This is a genomic window from Litoribacter ruber, from assembly GCF_018500185.1.
In the GTDB taxonomy this organism is placed as follows: Bacteria; Bacteroidota; Bacteroidia; order Cytophagales; family Cyclobacteriaceae; genus Litoribacter; species Litoribacter ruber.
The window spans coordinates 72,671-96,594 of sequence record NZ_JAHBGI010000011.1 but is presented as its reverse complement, the minus strand read 5'-3'; the positions used below and the strand labels follow the sequence as shown (position 1 = coordinate 96,594).

General features: G+C 43.5%; 22 protein-coding genes. 8 read left to right on the top strand and 14 right to left on the bottom strand.

The window, feature by feature from the left end; genetic code table 11:
• Positions 1–17 precede the first annotated feature (17 nt).
• From KIH41_RS14565 to KIH41_RS14555, 3 genes are all read right to left on the bottom strand, one after another.
• Complete coding sequence (locus tag KIH41_RS14565; RefSeq protein WP_214162852.1) at positions 18–2,279, bottom strand: TonB-dependent receptor plug domain-containing protein; 2,262 nt, start codon at positions 2,277–2,279, stop codon at positions 18–20.
• 81 nt (positions 2,280–2,360) lie between these two features.
• On the bottom strand, positions 2,361–2,873 hold the full coding sequence (locus tag KIH41_RS14560; RefSeq protein WP_214162851.1) for an FKBP-type peptidyl-prolyl cis-trans isomerase: 513 nt from the start codon (positions 2,871–2,873) through the stop codon (positions 2,361–2,363).
• Between the two features lie 48 nt (positions 2,874–2,921).
• Positions 2,922–3,659 carry a hypothetical protein gene (locus KIH41_RS14555; RefSeq protein ID WP_213944264.1) on the bottom strand — a complete coding sequence of 246 codons (738 nt, stop codon included), beginning with the start codon at positions 3,657–3,659 and terminating at the stop codon, positions 2,922–2,924.
• Between the two features lie 187 nt (positions 3,660–3,846).
• On the opposite strand from KIH41_RS14555, the gene KIH41_RS14550 reads away from it, so the two are divergent.
• The gene (locus tag KIH41_RS14550) at positions 3,847–4,449 is read left to right on the top strand and encodes a hypothetical protein (RefSeq protein WP_214162850.1); all 603 of its coding nucleotides are present in this window, start codon (positions 3,847–3,849) and stop codon (positions 4,447–4,449) included.
• On the top strand, positions 4,442–4,768 hold the full coding sequence (locus KIH41_RS14545) for a Rieske (2Fe-2S) protein (RefSeq protein WP_213944266.1): 327 nt from the start codon (positions 4,442–4,444) through the stop codon (positions 4,766–4,768). Before KIH41_RS14550 ends, KIH41_RS14545 begins: the two co-directional genes overlap by 8 nt.
• Here KIH41_RS14545 and KIH41_RS14540 read toward each other — a convergent pair.
• Positions 4,765–5,511, bottom strand: a complete 747-nt coding sequence (locus KIH41_RS14540) for an SDR family oxidoreductase (RefSeq protein ID WP_214162849.1) — start codon at positions 5,509–5,511, stop codon at positions 4,765–4,767. The two genes, KIH41_RS14545 and KIH41_RS14540, sit on opposite strands and share 4 nt — an antisense overlap.
• A 144-nt stretch (positions 5,512–5,655) precedes the next feature.
• Between KIH41_RS14540 and KIH41_RS14535 the strand changes: the two genes are divergently transcribed.
• Complete coding sequence (locus KIH41_RS14535; protein WP_214162848.1) at positions 5,656–6,174, top strand: hypothetical protein; 519 nt, start codon at positions 5,656–5,658, stop codon at positions 6,172–6,174.
• Positions 6,175–6,241: 67 nt separating this feature from the next.
• Entirely contained in the window at positions 6,242–6,844 is a 603-nt protein-coding gene (locus tag KIH41_RS14530) for a hypothetical protein (protein WP_214162847.1), read from the top strand.
• Between the two features lie 18 nt (positions 6,845–6,862).
• On the opposite strand, the gene KIH41_RS14525 is transcribed toward KIH41_RS14530, so the two are convergent.
• The 4 genes from KIH41_RS14525 to KIH41_RS14510 all read right to left on the bottom strand — a co-directional run bounded on the left by KIH41_RS14525 (position 6,863) and on the right by KIH41_RS14510 (position 11,525).
• Positions 6,863–7,702, bottom strand: a complete 840-nt coding sequence (locus tag KIH41_RS14525) for a universal stress protein (RefSeq protein ID WP_214162846.1) — start codon at positions 7,700–7,702, stop codon at positions 6,863–6,865.
• 138 nt (positions 7,703–7,840) lie between these two features.
• Positions 7,841–8,413 carry a hypothetical protein gene (locus tag KIH41_RS14520; RefSeq protein WP_214162845.1) on the bottom strand — a complete coding sequence of 191 codons (573 nt, stop codon included), beginning with the start codon at positions 8,411–8,413 and terminating at the stop codon, positions 7,841–7,843.
• Entirely contained in the window at positions 8,410–10,020 is a 1,611-nt protein-coding gene (locus KIH41_RS14515) for a hypothetical protein (RefSeq protein ID WP_214162844.1), read from the bottom strand. Before KIH41_RS14515 ends, KIH41_RS14520 begins: the two co-directional genes overlap by 4 nt.
• 86 nt (positions 10,021–10,106) lie before the next feature.
• Positions 10,107–11,525, bottom strand: coding sequence for an SDR family oxidoreductase (locus KIH41_RS14510; RefSeq protein WP_214162843.1), 1,419 nt, complete (start codon positions 11,523–11,525; stop codon positions 10,107–10,109).
• 79 nt (positions 11,526–11,604) lie between these two features.
• Between KIH41_RS14510 and KIH41_RS14505 the strand changes: the two genes are divergently transcribed.
• Entirely contained in the window at positions 11,605–12,510 is a 906-nt protein-coding gene (locus tag KIH41_RS14505) for a mechanosensitive ion channel family protein (RefSeq protein ID WP_214162842.1), read from the top strand.
• Here the strand turns inward: KIH41_RS14505 and KIH41_RS14500 are convergent.
• Positions 12,507–12,935, bottom strand: coding sequence for a GNAT family N-acetyltransferase (locus KIH41_RS14500; RefSeq protein ID WP_214162841.1), 429 nt, complete (start codon positions 12,933–12,935; stop codon positions 12,507–12,509). The two genes, KIH41_RS14505 and KIH41_RS14500, sit on opposite strands and share 4 nt — an antisense overlap.
• Positions 12,936–13,118: 183 nt before the next feature.
• Between KIH41_RS14500 and sbnA the strand changes: the two genes are divergently transcribed.
• From sbnA to KIH41_RS14485, 3 genes are read left to right on the top strand one after another with little or no spacing between them, the layout of a single operon-like run.
• Entirely contained in the window at positions 13,119–14,102 is a 984-nt protein-coding gene (gene sbnA, locus KIH41_RS14495) for a 2,3-diaminopropionate biosynthesis protein SbnA (protein ID WP_214162840.1), read from the top strand.
• A gap of 8 nt (positions 14,103–14,110) precedes the next feature.
• A complete protein-coding gene (locus KIH41_RS14490) occupies positions 14,111–15,937 on the top strand; it encodes an FAD/NAD(P)-binding protein (protein WP_214162839.1) in 1,827 nt (608 codons plus the stop codon).
• A gap of 33 nt (positions 15,938–15,970) precedes the next feature.
• On the top strand, positions 15,971–17,386 hold the full coding sequence (locus KIH41_RS14485; RefSeq protein ID WP_214162838.1) for a type III PLP-dependent enzyme domain-containing protein: 1,416 nt from the start codon (positions 15,971–15,973) through the stop codon (positions 17,384–17,386).
• Here KIH41_RS14485 and KIH41_RS14480 read toward each other — a convergent pair.
• The 5 genes from KIH41_RS14480 to KIH41_RS14460 all read right to left on the bottom strand — a co-directional run bounded on the left by KIH41_RS14480 (position 17,383) and on the right by KIH41_RS14460 (position 23,880).
• Positions 17,383–17,961: a biliverdin-producing heme oxygenase gene (locus tag KIH41_RS14480; protein ID WP_213944279.1), complete on the bottom strand. Its 579-nt coding sequence runs from the start codon at positions 17,959–17,961 to the stop codon at positions 17,383–17,385. The two genes, KIH41_RS14485 and KIH41_RS14480, sit on opposite strands and share 4 nt — an antisense overlap.
• Positions 17,951–18,316: a response regulator gene (locus KIH41_RS14475; protein ID WP_213944280.1), complete on the bottom strand. Its 366-nt coding sequence runs from the start codon at positions 18,314–18,316 to the stop codon at positions 17,951–17,953. Before KIH41_RS14475 ends, KIH41_RS14480 begins: the two co-directional genes overlap by 11 nt.
• Before the next feature lie 22 nt (positions 18,317–18,338).
• Positions 18,339–20,708 (bottom strand): ATP-binding protein, encoded by a 2,370-nt coding sequence (locus KIH41_RS14470; RefSeq protein ID WP_214162837.1) that lies wholly within the window; start codon positions 20,706–20,708, stop codon positions 18,339–18,341.
• 181 nt (positions 20,709–20,889) lie between these two features.
• A complete protein-coding gene (locus KIH41_RS14465) occupies positions 20,890–22,686 on the bottom strand; it encodes an acyl-CoA dehydrogenase family protein (RefSeq protein WP_214162836.1) in 1,797 nt (598 codons plus the stop codon).
• An 18-nt stretch (positions 22,687–22,704) separates the two neighbouring features.
• Positions 22,705–23,880, bottom strand: a complete 1,176-nt coding sequence (locus KIH41_RS14460; RefSeq protein WP_213944283.1) for a thiolase family protein — start codon at positions 23,878–23,880, stop codon at positions 22,705–22,707.
• Positions 23,881–23,924: the final 44 nt, after the last annotated feature.

Here is a 23,924-nt window from a genome sequence, read left to right as displayed (position 1 = left end):
TTCGATCCAAAACTCTGTCAATATCTAAATCCAACTTTTAGACCGCCAAAATAATTCCTTCCCGGAGCAGGTTGGTAGTACCTGCCGGCAAAGGCATTCAAATCATTTCCCAAACTATACGATTCATCGAGCAAGTTTTCGCCACCAGCATAGACTTCCAGATCCCATCTATTGATGAAAGTTTTCCTCCATCCCAATCTGGCACTTACCAGATTGTAAGCCTCCTGAAAGACCGTGTTGCCATCATTCAATGGAATCTCATCCACGAAATGGTGGGTGAGATTCAAGTAGAATCCCAAACTGGTAGTCAAATCAAACTGGTTAACCAAACTATTTGGGGCAACCCCCGTCAGCTTATTTCCGGAAAAATCATTCCCCCCGCTTTCGTAGTTCCTGAATTCGAAATAATGACCAGTAAAGGCATGGGTAAATTTCAGGTTGGAAAGGAAAGCATTGGGATTTTGCACCAAGGTATAATCCAGCAGGGCCTCTATACCCCTTTGGTCAGTCGCACCGGCATTTCTAAACAACACCACCCCCTGCTCATTGGTAAAGGAAGTGATAGTCTGGTCCAGTCGGAAATAAAATAAGCTGGCATCCAGGTTTACCCTGCCTTGCCACCAACCGGCTCTATAACCTGCCTCATAATTTACCCCTCTTTCGGCATCGAGGTCCAAATTGATGGAGCCCTCGTTGGTCCGCACCTCGGCAATGGTAGGCGGGGAAAATCCTGAACTGACGCTGGCATGCACTGCAGCATTGTTTCCAATCCTCTTCACCACTGCAATTCTGGGAATGATCACCGGGTCAAATCTCCTTTCGGCACCCGATGGCACTCCGGTTTGTGCATCAATACTTCTGTTTATGTCATACCGGGAAAAATTTTCACTAAATGCCAACGTCAAAATCAAATCAGAGGGAAGCTCAAATTCCGCTTGCTGAAACAAGAAACCCTGTGTGGTAATCAGGTCATCAGCAAACCTCACCGTATCGGCCACCCCATCACGGTTGCCAAAGTTCTGGGCAGCTGTCTTGCCATATTGGTATTCCCCACCCGCTATCAACCTCAAGCCCACCGAGCCCAATTGGTCCTGAAAGACAAATTTGGTCCTTCCTCCGTAACTATGCTGCAATTCCCGCTTGTAATCCAATATGAAAGGGTTTTCAAATTCACTGGTCTGCACGTATGCACTGGTGACATTTTCCAGGTTTTCCAAAATCTGATAGGAATGCGTGACTCCTGCATAAAGGGATTTTTGGGCGATAGAGGAATTTTGCTCAACGGAACCCGGTCTGGCCATTTGCGGATTTTCCAAAAGCTGCCCCTCAGTCAGTGCACCAGGAATCTGATAATTTAGGTCACTGTAAAGAATGTTGGTAGAAATGGTTTGTTTGGCAGATGGGGAAAAATGCCCTCCCAATTGGAAAACCTTGCGGTCAACAGCACTGTGGTCTCGATAGCCATCAGATTGCTGGTGCACATAAGAAGCGCTGATCCCTCCATTTTCAGTGCGCTGATCTACGGCAAACCTATACCGAAGCATTCCAAAATCGCCAAAACCCAGCTCTGAGCTGATTTTGTTTTGATTGGGCTGTTGCAGGCTCTGTAGATTAATGACCCCACCATTTCCTGCTCCATAAATGCTTCCAGCTGGACCTTTGATGATTTCGGAATTTTGGATGTTCGAAAGATCCAGCAGATTCAGGGGCGTAGTGCCATCAGGAAAGGTAAAAGGCATGTCATTCCAATAGACCTTTACATTTCTTACTCCAAAAGGAGATCTCAAGGCACTCCCCCGGATAGAAATCCTATAACTTGCGGGCGCCCTTTCCTCTACTCTAATGCCTGGCTTGGTGTTGAAAGCCTGAACGATTGATCTTTCATTGAATCTATAAAGATCCGCTTCAGACACCCTGCTAATGGCCGCACCCTGTTCAAGCAGTGGCCTGTCTGTCTCAAATGCCGACACCACTACCTCACCTAAAGCGGTGCTTTTTCTTTCTAGCAGCACCTCCCTTGTCATCCCTGGCCTCAGCTGGAAGCTTTGGCTTTCGTAAGCCACATGACTCACCTTTACAAAGTAGTTCTGGGCGGGTGTAAAACTTATTAATCCATTATTATTCGAAACTTGGGTTTCCAGATTTTCGGCCTGCAAAGTTGCTCCGGGGAGTGTTTCACGTGTATCCTTATCTAAAATGACTAACTGGACTTCTTGGGCTAATAGCGTGATAGGCGCCAGAAAGAGCAAAAGGAAAAAAGTAATTTTGTAAAATTTCATATAATACTCAATATTAATTAAGCGAAAAGGTTTCGTGGGAGAAGCAAAAAAGACGGCCCTGAGCCGTCTTTTATAAATTTATCAATGTTGGTGACCTCCTGGGCCATGCACGTGTCCATGCTCGAGTTCCTCAGGTTCTGCATCACGGATAGCTACGATCTCACCTTTGAAATAAAGATCGTAACCCGCCAGCGGGGAATTAAAGTCCATATGGACACCTTTATAATCCACCTTTAAAATTTCCCCTCTCAGACGATTGCCCTTGTCATCTTTCATCGGGATCACATTTCCGACTTTCAGCAGGCCTTTATTTTTTTTGTTCTGTTCTTTAAAATTGGATTTCGGGATGATCACTTTTCTGGCCTCGTCATAGTCGCCATAGCCGTTTTCAAAATCAATAAAAACTTCAAAAGAATCTCCAACAGTTTTGCCGGAGATCGCTTCTTCAAGCTTTGGCAGAATATTGTCAGCTCCAAAAAGAAAAGGAAAAGGTTCTTCCTTAGTTACTTTTTCACGGAATTCTTTCCCGTTTTCGCCATCATCCACATGTAGCTCATAGGCCACACTCACTACTTTGTTGTTTTCAGCTATCATAAAGCAAATTTAAGCAGGCAGGTATCAAATAGTGAAACCCGGCAATACTTATTTTTTATACGCTTCTTTGTAGGGAGACCAGATTTCGTAAATAGGGTCACCTTTGGAGCTTTTGCCGCTGTGGTGCCATTCGCCATCTTTCACTTCATAATCAAACTCCAAACTGGCGCCCACTCGGCTATCATCTCTGGAGAAAAATTCAATGTTCTCCGTGTATTTGCCATTTTCAGCAGAATAAGTTCCTCCCCCTGTGCCCATAAACTGCTTGGTCTCTGAGTTGAAAGCAATCCATTGGAATCGACCCCCACCGAGGATTTTTACTGTTCTTCTAGCTCCAGGCGTAGATCGGCTCATTTCACCGTTGTTTTGACGGCCGGTGAAAACCCAGTTTCCGGTAAGGTCATCCCTGTCGTCACTGATTTTCTCCCAAATTTCAATTCTCTCCCTACCATCATCCTGGCCAGTGATCACCAACTTGCCTTCTACCCAGTCCACCTGATGGGAATTGGAGGTGCCAATGAGGCCTTCGTTGTCGGTATGGAAGTCAAAGGTTTCCGAATAGCTACTGCCATCAAGTTCAAACTCCCCGCCACCGGCACTGTGGAACTTGTCCCCTTCTTTTTCTTTTGCTCCAAAGGCAAAATACCCATCTTGGTAAATTTTGACGAATTCATGTTGAGGCATGTCCTGTCCATTTACATGAGTCAACCTCCACGCTCCTTCCAAATCCTGACCATATGCCAGTCCACTAATCATAAATAAAGCTATTAATAGTAATCTTGTCATGATATTAAAGGTTATTTGGTTAAAAATAATTGTTTCTTTGCAGCGTCAAATAAATCTTGGCAGGCTGACCTCTTATGGTGCGGAACTTGCACTTAGGCAAAATAGATTAAAAGCCTTACAGGCAACCTTATGCTAATTTACTTTGTTTCTCCAAGGATTAAAAATTGGAATTATTTTTAAAATGTTAATGGAACAGGAACTACGAGTTCATTCTCAAAAAGAGAAAAGAGCTTATTTAATTAAAAACATCATCAAAGGTCTCGCTATGTTTGCCCTGCTGATCGGGACATTCATCATCGCAGGCAAAACCATAGATGCCGAGCGCTTTGCTTGGTTACAGCCTTTTTTTGGAAGAGTCACTTTAATTATTTCTATTTTTATCGCCTCTGAAGGCTTATCCGGCCTGTTGCCACCAGAAATTTTCATAATTTGGGCATTGCAAGATGGTACATTTTTGCACTTTATGTTCAAGGTGCTATTTCTCTCCTTGATCTCCTATGCTGCAGGTTTTCTGCTTTACACGGTAGGTAGAAACTTGCGAAACAATCAGAAATTCAGAGCTATTAAGCTCAAATTTTTCTCCAAATACGACAAGCTATTCCGTGAATATGGAGGTTTTCTGATCATAGTGGCTGCCTTGAGCCCACTTCCTTTTGGGATAATCTGTCTAATGGGTGGTGCCTCAGCATATAACCGCAAAAAGTACCTGAGATACAGTCTATGGCGGGTGGCCAGATTTATAATTTACGGAGTGATCCTTTGGCACATAGACGAGCTCCGCTATGTCTAAGAAATTTACGTTGGGTACCGATAGGGCTTCCGCACTCAGCATGCTCCCCGAGCGGGCCATACGAAAAGTTCAACTGGGCAGTGATTTGGTTTGCCTGGCTAGAGTGGGGGAAAAAGTCTTTGCCTTTCAGCATTTGTGTCCCCATCAATCCGCATCTTTGGCTGATGGAAAGATTAACGGATTTGAGGAAGTCATTTGCCCCCTCCACCATTACCGCTTTGACCTGCATACAGGCGACCTCAGATCCGGGGGTAATTGCCCAGATCTGAAGGTCTTTTCTGCGGAATTGACAGACGAAGGAATAAATATTTTGATTTAAGCCTGATCTGTAGGTCTGACAATTATTTCATTTACATTGGCTCTCTTGCTGGCGCAAATGGCATATAAAACAGTGCCGGCCACATCTTCTGGGAGCAACATCCTCATCTCATCCATCCCGCTTATCTTTCGGTTTTCAATCACTTTAGGATCTTCTATCGTTGAGGAAATCTCGGAAATGGTCGCCCCTGGCATCACACAGGTTACCCTGATACCCTTGCTTGCCGATAGCTCGGCTCTTAGTCCTTCGGTAAATACATTTACAGCAGCTTTGGTGGCGGTGTACACCGACCCACCCGGAAAGGTTTTCAGGGCGGCATCTGAGGAAATGTTGATGATATGCCCATCACCTTGGTCCAAAAAAGCCGGCAGCACGGCGCCGCAGCCATAGATCACGCCTTTAAAATTGGTGTCCACCATGGCATCCCAGCCATCATGGTCCAAGCTTTCAAAATAGGATAATGGCATCACCCCGGCATTATTGATCATCACATCGATCCTACCGAACTTGTCCAGGGTGAATTTTACTATTCTTTCCAAATCTCCCCTAAAGGTCACATCGGTAGGAACATAGCAGGCATTGCCTCCACGCTGGTTGATTTTTTCACAGTTTTGCTCCAGTATATCTTCGCGCCTAGCACCCATCACCACAGTGGCACCTTCCTCGGCCAATTTGAAACAAATGGCCTCACCTATGCCGCTTGAGGCTCCCGTTACAATCACTACTTTCTTGTCCAATTTCATCCTAAAGAGGTTTTTCCAATAATTAAGGTTAGGCTTATTTACATATCAAAAAAGAATCCAAAAATATTTTTTCTCAGTTTTGGCATTTTGGATTGATTTTAAAGGATAATAAACTGTACATTGATATGAGATTACCATTGACGTATGAATAAGAATTTTATCACCGGGCTGATTTTGGCGGTCATGATTGGCTGCCAGGCCCCGCAAACCAGCTCTGAGGCTCCCATGCCGTCCAACGAACCAATGGATACGGTAACCAATGGCGGAGAGGAGCGCACGGTTTCAGAGATTAAGCCCAAGTTGGAACAGATGCTATCGGCCGCCCATTCGGCTTTGGATGCCAAGGAGCAGGAAAAACAGGATTCACTGGGACAGCAAGAATTATTGGTATTACGGTCAGACGGAGAAAGCTGGCCAGTAGTAATGGAGGTAGACCGGCCTGAAGGCAAGTTTGTCTATTATTTCCAAAATCAGCAGTTATTGGCCGTGGATAACCCTCGGGGCCATTTCATCATCGAGGATAACAAGATGAAGGTTTGGGCTGATAAAAATTGGAAACCTCTTACCGACAAAAGTACCGAAGAATGGATTGACCAAGAAAACCAAATTCTACTGGAAACGAAAAACTACTTGGCCTCCTTTGATATTAATTATGAATATTGAGCGTTGGGAAGTATAATTACATCATACTATGCGTATGTGTAGATAATTATAGGCTAACTTGATTTTTATGAAGTGGATTTGGGTGTTGATGGGTATATTTTTTTTCCAAGGAGCTGATACCTGGGCGCAGAGCTATGGCACATCTGCCGGCCTAAGGCTGGGAAGCAACAAAAACCACCGGACTATCGGCCTTAGTGTGCAGCAGCGGGTATTTGACAATTTCACCCTTGAAGGTATAGCCCAAACGGATTTTAACAACAACACTACCTTTCACGCTTTGGTACAAAAGCATTCCCGGATAATTTCCAGGAGGTTTAATTATTATTATGGCACCGGGGTAGGCTTTGGCTGGGAAGAAAGCACCCACCGGAATCCGGAAACACGGGAAATCGTAACCACCTATGGTAATAACACCCTGAATGCTGAATTAATCTTAGGAGTCGAAATGACCCTGCTGCGAACCAATATTAGCCTGGATTATAAGCCCAATGTTAACATCGTGGGGTCCAGAACACCTTGGTACAGCGGCCAAGTAGGCATTTCGGCCCGACATGTCATTGTGAAAAGTAAAGAGCAGAAAAAGAAGCAACGCCAGAGACAGCGGATGAAGAAACGCAACCAGAGAGGTAACGTTTGGGAAAACCTGAGGGAAAAAGTAAGGGGATATTAAATCCCCTTACTTTTTCCCTCATTGGATTTTACTTAAGTTAAGCGTCAATATCGGATTGTCAAGGTGGTTGATCAGGCTTTCTGTCAAGCTCGGTGAAAAAAGCTGTTTGATGCTCGACTTACCTTCTGTCGCAATCGCCAGCACATCCATCCCTTTGTTGGTCATAAAATTACTGATGCCCCGCTCTTCATTGAAGGCATTATAAATATGCTTTTGGAAATTGTTGTTGGGAAAGCCTTCAGCAAAGCTATTCAACATATACTCCATATCTTCCGTCTCCTTGAAGTAATAAGGGGTATTGATATAAAGAAGGTGTATGGGAGCGGCAAGATTTTCTCCTAGCTCAATGATCTTCTGAAAGCTAGCTATATGCCCATCTTGGTAGGTGGATGCAAAAACTATGTTTCTGAAAGTGTATTCATCCGGCGGGGTTTTCACTACCAGCACTGGCACGGCGCTGTTTCGGATTACCTTTTGCGCATTTGACCCAATCATGAATTCCCTGATGCCTCTTGCGCCATGCGAACCCATTACCACCAAGTCAAATTCACCCTTAATGATGTGCTCTTCGATGGCCTCCCGGCTTTTGTTGAATTGGAGGCTAGTCTCTACTGCCACCCCCTTAGCATGGGCATTATTTTCCAACTCTTGCAAAGCCCGTTTCGCATTGGCTATTTCCGCTTTTGTCTCGGGATAGAGTTTTTCTTTTTCAAGGGGCAGGTTGACCCAGTCTAGCGGGGTGACTACAATGTGGAGAAAAACGATGGAGGTGTTGCACATTTCGGCAATGGCCAAGGCATATTCCGTTGCGATTTTGGAACCTTGGGAGAAATCGGTGGGGACAAGGATTTTTTTCATAATACTCAGGAAAAGTGGATGTTAAAACTTGCTACATAAAAGTGCGCAGGAAAAAATTGGCACTTTACCGGACTGCACCAAAACACATGAATAAATATACTTAAATTCTGCCATAAGGTAAATTTTCACGGGTAAAAATTATTCTTTTATCATGACCCCAAACCCTTCTGGAGCAGAGAGTTGATTGAGGTCCAATTGTGGTGGGATGCCTGCCGGAAAACGGGAAAACTTCATAAAACTCAGCCTATCATCCTCAAAAGTATGGTAATTCTTAAACTCATTTTCAATCCCCATGGCGGGAAGCGCGCCAAGCATGTTAAATCCGGAGGCAACGAGCGTAAAAAGCAAGGGTGCCCCTCCATATTCGGCAATATGCACCAAGGGCAATAGTGTGGGGATGGAAGAATAAAGCCAAATATTTATAAAATTGTACGGCTGAAAATAAATAACCTTGCCACTCGCAATATTTTCCATGGGAAGTAGATGGAGCTGGCTGTTTATAATTACCAAAGTATCGTTTCTGCTACCAATCAACTCACCATAAAATACCTGGTTATCTCGGTCGTAAATTACAGTATACCCCCCATAGGGAGATTTATCAATTTTTGTCCTCATGGGCACACTGTTTTTGGGAGCCTTATTAAATTTATTGCTGCAGTTGGTAAAACCAAGCAGCAATAAAATCAGCAGGATACAGAAAAACAGTTTCATGGGTTGGTATATCTGCTGCTCCAAAACGCCTCTTCCATCTCAGGTTCTATTTCTTTAAAAACAGGGGCCATCGCTCTCAAATACCAAGAAGGCCACATGATTACCTTTTTTGCCATACGGATATTCGCATCCTTCATCCACTCCTCCCTCAGCCACTCCAAGTAGTAGCCCTTGCTTTCAATAAAATATTCCGTGTTTTCAGTGATTGTGGACGGATATAGCACGGTAAATTCATCTCCAGGAAATGTCACCACATATTCATCGGAGTGCAATTTGGCCAGCAGCTCATCTGCTGCCTTGCCATTTACCACTACATTGGCAGGATGCAGCTTTTCGGGCGTTATTTCCCCCACAATCGTCCCCAAACTTAATTCATTTATCCTCCAGAGCCCTTCAGTGAGCCTCAACCTGATTTGGATTTTATCTTGAGCAGGGCTACTTGGCAGGGGCACAAAGTGGGAGTCTGTCACAATTGGGCCTGCTTCGCGCAGGTTGGTACATTTCTCCCACTTCCCTCTATCATTCCGTATTTCCACCTCTATACCCCCCAATAACCCATACATTTTTTCGATCCGCTTTTTGAGGTAAGGTTTGTTTAATTCCATTTCCGAAATGTAATAGCCGGTCGTTTGCCCCATCAGGGATATTAAGTTATAGAATAAAAAAGTGGTCATCAGAGATTGCCGCTTGTCAATAATGAGTCCAACAGGCTCCCCAGTCTGCTCAAATTCCAAATAAATCTCCTCTTTGGTATTTAAATTCTTATCATTAGCCAGGCTAAACCATTCCAGCTCATCCTTTTCCTCCACATAGGACAAAATGGACTTGCCCTTGTTTGTAGCCAAAGAAGGTTGCCTAATTCCTGATACTTCATAAAACCTGCCTTCATTGCTATAATATATCTTGTTTCCCGCACTACTTTGAGCCTGATAGATATTCAGCTTCCTTATCATATGCGTCTCCAAGGCCTCATTTTTGACCGTCAGGGAAACCGGTGAACCCAATATCATTTTAGCATCGATTCTATCCACATCTGTATCTTCCAGAGACCTGCTTATGCTGGAGGAAAAACCTTCCCCCACAAGCTGAAGCCCATCTTCAGTGGGTACAAAGAATGTTGGGCAGGAGCCAAAGCAGGATTTGGGATTTACGAGGCAATTGACGGAAATAATCATGGTGGTCAGCCCGGTAATGGCCAAGGTTGCCACCCCGGCATTGAAGCCACGGGAATTTGTTTCCACCATCAAAATCTGATCATAGGGAATGAAAAAGGGAACTACACTGGATCTTCTACTCTCTTGGGATTCCTTGGGAAGCTTGCTTTGGATCAGCTGCCTGTTGGGATCGAGGTAGCGTCCATAGCCGGAGACATATTTGTGATCCAAATCATATCGCCAGTCCTGCAAGATATAGAGGTGCCCATCCAGAAGATGAACTTTCAAATATTGCCTTTGGGCTTCCTTATTAAGGTTTTGGATTTCTTCTACGTGTCGGAGTTCCCTTTTCACTTTGGTCGATGAGGCACATTGGAAAAAAAGCATTGCCAGGGGGATGAAAAGTAAATTGATCCCTCCAAATCTATTAGCCAATTGCATCAGGGTGCCCATAAAACAATGATAAAAGTATATAAATATACTAAAAATCAATGTTTTTTAAAAATATTATTTATGTAAATTAAAATATTATAAAATCATCATTTAGCCAATTCATTTATCATCCTTCTGAAAATTATCCCATGAAAAGGCAATACGGAATACCAATATGCCCTTCCGGCAACACCAAGTGGCCGGAAGGTGGCCGTCTGCACGATTTTGTTGTCTTTGATCTCAAATTCTAGCCATGCTTCCCCGGGAAGTTTCATTTCTGCATAAAGCAGAAGGCGTTTTTCTTCCCTATTGGCATATAGGACCCGCCAAAAATCAAGCGAATCTCCGGCAAATATCGCAGACTTATGCTTTCTCCCCCTACGCAGCCCTACTCCACCAAAAAGCTTGTCCAAAAAGCCCCTGAACCTCCAAAGCCAATCCGAGGTATACCAACCCGTATCCCCACCTATAGTCCAGATTTTCATCAGCGTATCCTCTACACTGCGGACTTCTTTTTCCCGTTTGTCTACAAAGCAACCGTAGGTGGGCACTTGGGATAGCTGGGATATCCCACCTGCCAGCACATTTCTGGCCTGGGCATCTATCCAGCTCGACACTACCTCCTCATTTTGGATCTTGTCAAAGGCCACCCTTATGGCCTCCTCATAGGTCAAAAGTTTAATATCCAGCCACTTTGCCAGATCATTTTCCTCCACCACCACTTCCACACTCATGCTGCTGACCAAATTGACGGCCAATGAATAGGAAACAGAGGTAACAAAATACAGCCAATAGGAACTCAGCTTCGGTGTCATGACCGGAACAGTAATGATTTTGCGTTTGAGGTTTCTCACTTGGGCAAAGCGAAGAAGCATTTCTTTATAGGTCAGGATTTCGGGGCCGCCAATGTCAAAATGCTGATTATAGGTTTTTTCCAATCCTACCACGCCTTTCAAAAATTGGATGACATTCCGAATGGCGATGGGCTGTGATTTGGTATTGAGCCATTTTGGCGCCACCATCACGGGCAATTTTTCGACTAAATCCCGGATAATCTCAAAAGAAGCGCTTCCGGACCCCAGAATAATCCCCGCCCTCAAAGTGGTCAAGGCAAACTTTCCCTTGCCCAAAGTATCCTCCACCAGCTTTCTGGAGCGGAGATGCTTGGAAAGTTGTTTGTCATTGACAATACCGCCTAGGTAAATTACCTGCATTACATGGGTTTTTTCCATGGCTTTCACAAAATTCTTAGCCGACTTTTCCTCCAGGGATTCAAAATCTCCTTTACTGCTTGACATGCTATGGATTAGGTAAAATGCCACATCAATATCCTCGGGTACAGAATCCAGAGTGTCCTCTTTCAGGAAGTCAATCTCAACTATGGATAGGTTTTTTTGCTCATACTTACTGGCGTCAAACCGCTGCTTGTCCCGTGTGCAACAGGCAACCTGATGGCCATCAGCTAACAGTGCTGGGAGCAGTCTTTGCCCAATATATCCGGTAGTTCCGGTAAGAAGGATCTTCATGCAGATTAGAATTTTGTGTGTAGTGACAACAATCACCTATTTGATTTGTTGAAATAGTGACCAAATCAATTTTTAGCAAATGGATATCAGAGACGCATCAGATTTAATATTTACCAAACTAGAAGATTGGGCAACTACGATAATAGCCATGTTGCCAAATTTTGTATTGGCGGTGATCGTGGTGTTCATCGGTGCGATCATTGCCAAGGTGGCCAGAAACCTAATTTATAAGGCCCTACGAAAAGTCACCAGGCATGAGTCTTTGCTATCTTTGATCACGACCACTATCCATGTAGCCATCATTTTGGTGGCCTGCTTCATCGCACTGGGTGTGCTGGATCTTACCAGGACGGTCACCACCCTTTTGGCTGGTGCCGGTATCATCGGTCTGGCCCTGGGCTTTGCTTTTCAGGATATCATGGCAAATTTCATGTCGGGGGTGATCATGGCTATCCGCAGGCCATTTGAAGAAGGTGACCTGATCGAAACGCAGGGCTCAAAAGGCATCGTGCAGCGGCTCAATCTCCGCTCCACCATCATCCGCTCCCTGCAGGGTCAAATTCACATTGTGCCAAACAAGGAAGTTTTTGAAAACACCATAATCAACTACAACACCCATGGCAAGCGGAGAATAGACTTGGAATGTGGCGTATCGTATGGAGACGATCTCCAAAAAGTAAAAGAGGTCACTTTAAAAGCGGTAAAGTCAGTGAACAACGTGCTTTCAAATGAAGACATTTCCCTTTATTTCACGGAGTTTGGCGACAGCTCCATAAATTATGTGGTGCGTTTTTGGGTAAAATTTAAAAAACAACCCGACTTTCTACAGGCTCGCAGTGAGGCAATCATGGCCATTAAGCAACAGTATGATGAAAATGACATCATGATCCCTTTCCCCATCAGAACCTTGGATTTTGGAATCAAGGGTGGGGAAAAGCTTCATGAGGTATGGCCAAAAGAAAACCACAACAACTCGGAAAATTAGTCAAAAACCATATGGACAAGTGGATAACCCAATCCCCAGTGGTCCTTTTCTATTTTGTTGACTATTCTGAATCCCTGATGCTCATAAAAGGCCAAAGCGGAGCGGTTTTGCTCGTTCACCTCCACCGCATCAATTTTTTCAAATTCCCGGGCATGTTGCAGCAAAGCCTTGCCGTAGCCCTGGCCAATATAATTGGGAAGCACATAGAGCATCTCGAGCTTGCTTGATCGGGTGCCATAAAACCCAATCAGCCCCCCCTTGTACAGGCCCACCAGGTTGAGGGACTGCAAGTAGGTGTTTATTAGCATGGGTTTCATAAGGGAAATATCTTCCTCTTTCAAAAAATCGTGAGAAAAGCGGACCGAGGCCTCCCAGAGTTGGATTACTTCAGGAAAATTTTCTGCAGTGAGTTTTTCAAATTCCATTACCATTCAGCTTTAATGAGGGTTTTGCCCATTGTTATGAATTATTGGCGCAGGCTTTGCACATTTTTATAGTAATACTATTTATTAAAATTATTCAGTTATAAATTCAAAATTATGATTTTGAATTGAGATTCCTAAAAAAATCACAAAAGAATAATTTTGTAAACTACTGACCACTACCATATGAACATTCAAACTGAAGCCTTGGCATCGGGAATTCTAGCCACCATAGGCCATACTCCGCTTGTTCCCCTCACTAAACTCTTTCCTGGAGAGCAGGTGTTTGGCAAACTTGAGGCATTCAATCCGGCAGGATCCATCAAGGACCGCACGGCTCTAAATATAATACAACGGGGCATAGCGGAGGGCAAAATAAACTCCACAACCAGAATTGTAGAAAGCACATCGGGCAATATGGGGATTGGGTTGGCACAAATCTGCCTTTGCCATAGCATTCCCCTGACTCTGGTAGTTGACCCTTACATCAATCCGCAAACGGTGAAGATCTTAAAAACCTACGGGGCCAAAGTGGAAAAAGTCACCCAACCCGATGACACTGGGGGTTATCTAAAGGCCCGGCTGAAAAAAGTAGAACAGCTGCTGGACAGCATCCCCAATTCCTTTTGGCCCAATCAATACGCCAATCCGGCTAACCCCGAGGCCCACCACCAAACTGTGGATGAGATATTGGACGAACTGTACGGGAACTTGGATTATCTATTTGTGGCCACCAGCACCTGTGGCACTATTATGGGCTGTGCGGACCGTATTCACATGAAAGGCGCCAAAACGAAAGTTGTCCCTGTGGATTCCAAAGGAAGCATCATTTTTGGCGACAGTCCTGCCAAAAGAGTTATTCCGGGTATTGGGGCTGGCCGAAAAAGCCAATTCCTCAATGAATCCCTGGTCGAACAGGCCATCCTTATGAGCGAGCAGGATAGCATAAGAGGGTGCCGGGAACTGTTAAAAAAGGAAGCCATCTTAGCTGGAGGGTCTTCTGGAGCCATCGTGAGTGCTATCCAATATGCTCTTCCCCATCTACCAAAAGGAAGTACGGTTGCCGGCATCATCTGCGACCGAGGGGAAAGGTATCTAGACACGGTGTATAACAACCGATGGGTGAAAGATCATTTTGGTGAGGAATTTGAAAAATCATTAAAATTTTAAACTTACGCATGATCTGGAAGACAAATCACATCTATACCAAACGAATTGAAGAAAACCATCAGGTCATTGATCAATTTATCCTTCCTGCCACTGGATTAGCTTTAACTCGGGATATCCCCAGGGTTGCTATTATTGGCGGCGGACCAAAGGGTTTTTATGCATTGGAGAGACTGGTGGCCTATATGCATGATGCTACGCATGCCCTTATAGTGGACTGGTTTAATGAAACCCCTCATTTTGCTGCTGGTAACAATTACCGTGTGGACCAGCCGGAATATTTGCTGATTAACTATAATATCGGCAACATCAATATTTGGATCGATGAACCGGATCAGATCTCCTGTGAAAAGTTGAGCCTGTGGCAATGGGTAGAAAGAATGAATCTCACCGACTGCCCAGCTAAGTTTACCGATTATGCCAGCAGATCGCTGGTGGGGGCATACTTGCAGGATGGGCTGAGGAAAGTCCTTGAAAACTTACCAGCAAACATGCAGGTAAATCTTATCGCTGCGCCTGTTCAAGATATAGAGATTGAAGCCGGAAATTACTACTTAACCACAAATTCAGAAACTCATTTGGGTGGTTATGAAAAAATCCTGATTGCATCTGGGCATTCCCAGAACTTTGATACAGAATTGGAAAAAAATCTTAAGGATTATGCTTCCAAACACGCCACATTTAAATTCATACCTAAAGCTTATCCTGTAGCCCCACAACTAACCGAGCTGCCAGCAAAAGAGGTAGTAGCCATCAAAGGTGTGGGGCTCACATTTATTGATGCTGCCTTGGCGCTTACGGAGGGCAGAGGTGGGACATTTATGCAGATAGAGGATAAATTGACGTATTTTCCATCGGGTAAAGAGCCGAATAAAATTTATTGTTTTTCCAGAAGCAGTCTACCCATGCTTCCTCGAGGACCAATTCCGGAGGGTAAGAAATATGAATTGAAACATCTCACAGAGCCATATTTTGATGATTTAATCAAGCATTCAGCTGAAAATCAAATTGACTTCCAAAAATCCATTTTTCCTTTGTTGAAAAAGGAGGTTGAGGAGGCCTATTATTCCACAGTGAAAAATACAGACAATGATGGTTTTATATTTGAAAGCTTTTTGGATCCCTTCCACAACAAAAAAATTGAATCACATGATGAGTTTCATTCATCAGTTCGGGATTATATCGCCCAATCCATAGAAGAAACCAAATTGGGAGAACTTGAAAGCCCACTTATGGCCGCAGTTGCGGTATGGCGGGAGGTAACGGTTCATTTGGGCAGGATCTATAATTTTGGCGGTTTTTCATCCGATTCACAAAGGGCTTTGGACAAATTGAACGGCAGCCTGTGTCGGGTCACCTATGGTCCCCCTGTGGCCAATATGGAGAAAATATTAGCCCTTGTGGATGCAGGGATCATATCTTTTGAATTGGGCCCTTCTCCAAATTTTGAAATTGATAAAACCCGACCAAAACCAATGCTTTCAGGTTCAAAATTTCCATTTTCGATTGAAGTGGATACGCTAATCGATGCGAGAATGGCCCGACCGGATTTCAGGCAGGGTCTTAACCCACTTATGAAAAAGCTATACACTGAAGGATTGCTCAAGCCATTTTACAACGGCGAGTATGCACCCGGGTGCTTCGAAATTTCCAAAGAAGGTGCGGCAATTGATTCCACTGGCATTCCTAATCCCAGCCTCCATCTGGCCGGCACCCCAACGGAGGGTATTACTTTTGACAATGACACCCTGTCTCGATACAGAAACAATCTAACGAGTAGTTGGGCGAAAAGCGTCATTTCTATCCTGCAAAACGAAAAAATAAAGCCGATTGCTTAATTTAATTGTAAAGTCAAATCATTTTACCTTCATATGAGCTTACCAAAATTGACTCCCATCATCCACGAATGGATATCTGAATTTTTGAAGAACAAAAAGAAGTTGGCCGAGCTGGTGGATAAACACCACTCCCCTATCAATGTGCACAATCCACAGCCGTTTAAAGAGAATTTTGAAGAGTTTAGCCAGGTTTTCAAAAAATACAATATCAAACATAGAATATACTTTGCCAGAAAGGCCAATAAAAGCCGGTCCATGGTAAAGGAAGCCAAAAAACTGGGGTTTGGGGTCGATACGGCCAGCTACAGGGAACTTGAACAGTGCATACATGAAGGGCTTGACCCAGAAAATATTGCCATTACCGCAGCTGTCAAAAATAGACGCTTGATAGATCTTGCCATTCAAAACCAAGTGCCAATTGTATTGGACAACCTGGATGAATGTGAACTTGCAAATGCGACAGCCATACAGTTGGGCAAAAAGATAAATATCGGGATAAGACTGGGAGGTTTTGAGCATGAAGGGGAAATCCTGTATACCCGTTTCGGATTCACCTTTTCCCAAGCCTTCCACCTTATTACAGAAGGTTTTAAAGATCAATTTCAAAACCTTAACTTTACCGGATTCCATTTCCACCTCAACGGTTATTCTCCAGAACAAAGGGCAAATGCCCTGTTTCAAACACTTAATATGGTGGACCTTTTGGCAGAGAAGGAAATTAAAACCCAATTTATCGATATCGGAGGTGGATTCCTGATGAATTATCTGCATGATAAAAATGAGTGGGAAGACTTCCATCAGTCATTAAAAAATGCCGTTTTAGGGAAAAGATCCCCTATCACTTTTGCCAACGATCCCTTGGGGATGACATTAGTGGATGGCAAGCTTCACGGAGAGCCCAAAGTTTATCCCTACTACAACACCACTCCCCGGGCGGTATTCTTAGAGCAAATTTTGACTTTCGAAAATGCGGAAGGTATTGCCCTTTATGAGGTTTTGAATAAGCATGCTGAGATAGAGATCAGAATTGAGCCGGGAAGGTCACTTTTGGATCAGGTGGGGATTACAGTAGCCCGGGTGGCATTTAGAAAGCAGGATATGAACGGTGATTGGCTAGTAGGTTTGGAAATGAACCGCACGCAGATGTTCAGCTCAAGTGCTGACTTTCTTTTAGATCCCATCATCATTTCAATGAAAACAAAACAGACTCAGCAACCGGTAGAGGGGTTTTTGGTTGGTGCGTATTGCCTTGAGCAGGAATTGATCCTGAAACGCAAACTGGCTTTTGAAAACCTGCCTGAGATCGGTGACCTCATCTGCTTCCCCAATACAGCGGGGTATATGATGCACTTTTATGAATCGCAGGCACACCTTTTCGAGCTGGCTACCAATTTGGTGGCTACAAAGGATAACGGAGAATTTAAAGTGGCCAAGGATGAGGAATATTAAGCTTTGGAAAATTCTTCACTTACTTCAATAAAAGTAGTAAAAGCTTTTTCGGCGCCTATTACCATTTGTTTTTCCTTATCGGGTGAAATAGGCAGGGCGTTGAGCTCTTGTGTAAAAAGCTTCCAGTTTTCCATCACCTCCTCATGCTCAAATCCATAAAACTCCAAGGAGGTTTTTTCCCAGTTTTGGGATACTTTATGTAGATGTTTGTAAATGAATTTTCCGCCCAATGTTGATCCTTTGAGCACATAGAGTGCACCCAAGGCCTGATTGGTGTTTTCCAAATCAAACACGACATTGGAATTTGAGGGAATATCAGCAGAAAGGTTTTGCAGATCCTTTTCAAGCAAACCTTTGCGCATCAGGTAATGCCTTTGCATTAAGTCTGCAAATTCGGGGTTTTCCTGCTCCATGAGCTTTTTTTCAATGAGCTCATGGGCAAGATAAAGATTTTTTAAAATGTGGATGTAGGCTTCTAAATCAAACGATTCCTGGAAAATCTGTTTGGAGTTTAGCGCTTTTTCGGTGAGAGAATGGTGTTTTTTGGTGGATTCCTTAAGGGTTTCAGTTACCATTATAATTTTCAAGAATGATGTTGGGATCCAAGGGCTTGTTGAAATAGCCATCGAAACCTGCCTCTATACACTTCTTTTCCCATTCATCGCCGGCATAAGAAGTCAAGGCAAATAGTTTTGAGGAGCTGCATTTTTGGCAATAGCCATTTTCCCTCAAGGATTTCAATACATCAAACCCGTCCATTTTGGGATCATTAAGGTTCAAATCGATGACAATCATTTCATAGCAGTCTTTGGCAGCCATCTCTAGGCCGGCGGGACCATTTTCTGCACAAGCAATGTCAGCTCTCGGAGACAGAAGCGTCTCGAATATCATCCTGTTAATATTATTATCCTCGATATACAGAATTTTCATATACTCTTGATTAAAACCTTTTTTAAGCTTTGACGACTGGTATCTGAACAAGAAACATGCTCCCTACCCCTTTTTCGCTTTCCACGCGGATTTTTCCGTTGAGATATTCGGAGTATTTCTTTACCAAGAACAAACCTAAACCAGAACTGTTATCCGAATGTTTGGTAATTTCTCCCTCTTTAAAGAATGGTTCGAAGATTCTTTCTAAATTTTCTTCCCAAATTCCTATACCGTTATCTTCAACCGCAATTTCTAAAATTTCTTTCAAATTTTTACTAACCAATTTGATATTTAATTGTATCACTCCCTTCTCGGGTGTAAACTTTATCGCATTGGTTATCAAATTAGAAATAATTTGTTCCAGCAAGATCTGATCGGATATTATGTGCATTTCCTCCTCATGGTTGATCAAAAGGAGCTTTTGCCTCTTTTTTGATGCCGTCTCTTTTAGGGGCTTCACAGTCTCGTTGAGAAAATTATTTAAATCAAATGCATCCAGGATAGGTTTAGTTCCATCGCTTTGAATTTTTGCCAGTTCCAAAACCCTATTCAAGGTTTTGGTCATCCTTTTGGTCGTCTCAATTTGCATGCTGGCAAATTCCTTCAGTTCCGGGGAAACAGATTTCTCCTGAATCATCAGCGATAGCCCCATGATTCCATTTAGAGGTGTCCGCATTTCGTGGCTCAAGGTGGATGGAAATTCCGTCTGCATTTTGTTCATTTGCTCAGCGGCTTCCTTGGCAATTCGAAGGTTGTTCTGTGATTTCGTTTTCTCCTCCAGTTCCTTTTTAAGCAATGAATTGAGCCTGTTCAGCTCCTTATTCCGCTCAAATAGAAGGTTTCTGTAGTGCTCTGTGGCTTCTTCCACTTCAGTGCCAGTGGAATAAACCTGCTTGAGGTGTTCTATCTCAAAAGTGATAAAGGCATCCCTAAGGATATTGGCATATTCTACATCCTGCGCACTCCAGTCTTCGGATTGCCCTTCTACCAGCTGTTCCCATTTGGAAAACGATTTGCGGGGGGTAAGGCCTTCTTGCCCATTTTCCTCTACCAGTACTGGCTTATTGGGGTTGCCCGCCCAATTTATTTTCTTTTTCTTCTCCTTTCGAAAAAGGTATACAAATTCTTTATTCTCCTCGCTAATTGTGAGCCTCAAAAATCCAGAATAAGGAAACAAACCCTCTGTATTGTTCATACCCTCGTTTGAAAGGGAATTACTGGTGTACACCAGATCTTGGTTATATTCCATGGCTGAGTCCAGCACTTCAATCTGCTTTTCACTGATTTGCTCACCTGACTGATAGGTGCCAAGCGGTGACTGGAGAAAATAACCGTCACATTTGATCAAATCGCCTATTTCCTGCCAATGCGTTTGGATAGCCACCCCAAGATCATCATGGGTGGTAAACTTCAGTGAATTTACGATGGTATTTAGCTTTTCGAACTCCTCATTCTTTTTGTTGGAATTAATTAAGGCTATCCTGTTGGACATCAAGTCCCCAAAGAATTGGGTAGTCAAGCGCTGCTCAATCGATAAAAATTTTGATTTGGTATGGTCGTGGCAAAGTAGCATACCCCACAGCTTTTTATTGATAATAAGTGAAACCCCATGGGTGGACTTTACTCCCATGTTGTTCAAATATTGAAGGTGAATTGGACTCACACTACGGAACACCGAATAACTAAGATCCAGCCTTTCTTCTGCATGGGACCCATCTAGGCTAAAAATGTCCTTTCCTTCATCCTCCACATCATAGATCGCACGCACTTTGTTTTTCAAATAGAGCAATCTTGCCTGCTTTGGAATGTCACTAGCGGGATAATGAAGCCCCAAAAAAGGTTCAAGGCCAAATTTTTTATCCTCGGCAATGACCTTTCCGTCACCATTATCATTGAATTTGTAAACCATCACTCTATCATAACCGGTATAGGTTCTCAAAAGAGAGGCGGCATTGATCGCCAATTTGGTTTCATCATTGATATTTTCAAAGACCTGACTGGCTTCGTCAATGAAACTCAGGCCTTCATTAGCATAGGCATTGTATTTTTGAAGATTGGTGACATCTTCCAGTTCAATCAAGAGGTATCCGTTGGATTTGGATAGAATTGCTTTAAAGAAAGAGTTCCCTTTTATAATCAGGTCTTTTACAATTTGATAATTCTTGGACGTGGTTGCGTACTTCTTCACTTCATCGAGAAACCACGGCCCAAAGGTGTTACCAATATCCATTTTAAAAATTTCCTCCACAGACATGTTGAGAGACTCATCTAAGCCCTCACTCACAAATGCGACTTTAAGAGAATCCACCTCCACTGCTATCAGATGCCCGTTACGCTGTAACTTGCCAAGAAGGTGAATTGGCTCTTTATCACAATTATTTAGATTTATCATATATCTGGGAATTTATATTGAACCTTAAAGTTATATAATAAGATTCATAAAAAAGAAATAAACGGCACTTATTTGTAAATGTAGAGTAAGTATCACCTAGAAGGAATCTTTTATCGATACTTATTGGGTATTTAATGAGGTAAAAAATAAAAGCCCTCATTTTGAGGGCTTTTATTTACTTTTAAGAGAAAGGATATTTCCCTTTTTCAATCATATAATCAGCAATTTCCCTCCGCAGGGTTTTGGTATCCACCAGATCCATCTTGGTAAATCGCTTCAGTCCCATGAGCATTACTTTCTGTTCATCACCTGAAGTAAAGGAACCGATTGCCTCCTTGGCTGCTGCGTTAATTTTATCGGCTGCCTGCGACATATATACCTTTGTCATGGCGATTTGATGTTTGCAGTTTTCCTCACCTTTTTGGCTTACCAATTTCTCGGTTCTCAAAATGGTGGATTCTACAGCGTAAATTTCAATCATCACATCCGCAAGATTCATCATGATCTCCTGTTCCGTCTCGATCTTATCCTGAAGCACCATGGCAGCTTTTCCGCCAACCATAAGAAAAACTTTTTTCAGTTTTTTCAATACTTCTTTCTCTGCCGCAAAAAGCTCGGAAGTATCCACTCTGTCAAATGATGGTACAGAGGTCAACTCTTTACTTACAGCCATTGCCGGCTCGTAAATATTAACCTCGCCTTTCATGGCCCTTTTAAGAACCATACCCACCATTAGCATACGGTTGATCTCATTGGTACCTTCATAGATTCTTGAGATTCTAGCATCACGGTAGGCTCTTTCCATGGGAGCATCCGCCGAATAGCCCATGCCACCGTACACCTGTACACCTTGGTCCACCACATAATCCAACACCTCAGATCCATGAACCTTCGAGATGGCGCATTCGATTGCAAATTGCTCCACACCTTTCAGCTTAGCCTGGCTATCTTCCATGCCTTCTGAGATCAAAGAGCTAATTCTATCCTCTATATCCTGTCCAACTCTGTAAGAAAGCGATTCACTGGCGTATGTTCTCACCGCCATTTCTGCCAATTTATGCTTTATGGCTCCAAACGTATTGATAGAGGTACCAAATTGCTTACGCTCAGTGGAATATTTAATGGATTGGGAAATAACAGTTCTACAACCGCCTAACACACCTGCTCCAAGTTTTACCCTACCGATGTTAAGAATGTTCACGGCGATCTTAAAGCCATTACCTCTTTCGGAAAGCATATTCTCAACCGGTACTTTGCAATCATTGAAGAAAACCTGACGGGTGGAAGATCCCTTGATACCCATCTTTTTCTCTTCCTCATTCATAGTGATGCCTCCAAAATCCTTTTCCACAATAAATGCGGTCAGGTTTTTATCGTCCTCAATCTTGGCAAACACAATGAATATATCCGCAAATCCTGCATTGGAAATCCACATCTTTTGTCCGTTCAGCAAGTAATGCTTTCCGTCTCCGGTCAGGTCCGCTTTGGTTTTACCGCTGTTGGCATCTGATCCAGCATCTGGTTCTGTCAAGCAATAGCACGCAGCCCATTCCCCACTTGCCAATTTTGGCAGATACTTCTGCTTTTGCTCCTCCGTACCGTAGTACAGTATCGGCAAGGTACCGATACCGGTATGTGCTCCATAAGTGGTGGAAAACGATCCCGCCGCACCTATGATATCAGCAATCAACATGGAGGTGTTAAAACTCATTCCCATACCTCCAAACTCCTCAGGTACCGAAATACCCAAAAGTCCAAGTTCTCCGGCTTTTCTAAAAATACTAGGAACAAGCTCAGGATCCTTCATGCTGTCGATTTCTTCGGCCTTTGGAGTAATCTCCGTTTCGATAAAATCCTGACAGGCCTGAGCCATCATCCTTTGCTCTTCGGTAAATTCCTCTGGTATAAAAATGTCCTGTGCAGGTGTGTCCTTAACCAAGAACTCTCCTCCATTAATAGATTTTTTTATGGTTTCCATGATAATATAGTTCAATTTTTATTTCAACAATTCAATAACACCGGCAACACCTTGTCCACCGCCCACACAGGCAGTTACCAAGCCGTATTTGCCATTTCGGCGGCGGAGCTCGTTAATGATCTGCACAGAAAGTTTCGCTCCTGTGCATCCCAGTGGGTGGCCCAAGGCCACAGCGCCACCATTCACATTTACGATATCCGGATTCATGTCCAGCGATTTGATCACTGCCAATGCCTGAGCGGCAAAAGCCTCATTTAGCTCTACCAAGTTGATATCATTCATGGTGATACCAGCTTGCTTCAAAGCTTTTGGAACAGCCTCCTTAGGACCTATACCCATGATTCTAGGCTCAACACCGGCCACGCTATAAGAAACAAGTCTGGCCACTGGCTCTAAATTCAGTTCTTTCACCATTCTCTCCGACATCACCATTACAAAGGCAGCCCCGTCTGAAGTCTGGGAGCTGTTCCCTGCCGTCACTTGGCCCCCTTGTTTGAAAGCGGGCTTCAGATTGCTCAGTACGTCCATGCTCGTACCCTTCCTAGGTCCCTCATCAGTATCTACGGTAAATTTGCGAGTTTTACGTTTGCCTTTTTCATCCACGTAAGTTTCCTCAACTTCCACAGGCACGATTTCATCTTTGAATTTACCGCTCTCAATAGCGGCTAGGGCCTTTTCGTGGGATTTGACCGAAAACTGATCCGAATCCTCACGCGTGATGTCATAATCCTTGGCAAGTTCCTCAGCTGTCAAACCCATGCTTAGGTAATAATCCGGGTTCTGGGAAGCAATTTTCCAGTTCAAAGCAGTCTTGTATCCCATCATTGGCAACAGGGACATGGATTCTGTCCCGCCAGCAATGATACAATCCGCCATTCCGGATTTGATTTTGGCAGTGGCCAAGGCTATAGCTTCTAATCCTGACCCGCAATAACGGTTGATAATAAATCCTGGTACCTCCTGAGGCAGAGCCAATAGGGAGATCATTCTTCCCATCTGCATGCCCTGCTCAGCCTCAGGAATGGCGTTTCCTACGATAAGGTCATCTACCCTTTTTGGGTCCAATCCCGGAATCTCACTGACTAAATGTGTGATTACATCCGCTGCGAGGTCATCAGGTCTATAAAACCTAAAACCTCCTTTTTTGGCCTTTCCTACGGCCGATCTATATCCATTTACAATATATGCTTCCATTATTTCTGATTATAAGTGATTGTTTTTTAATTAAATCGTATCAA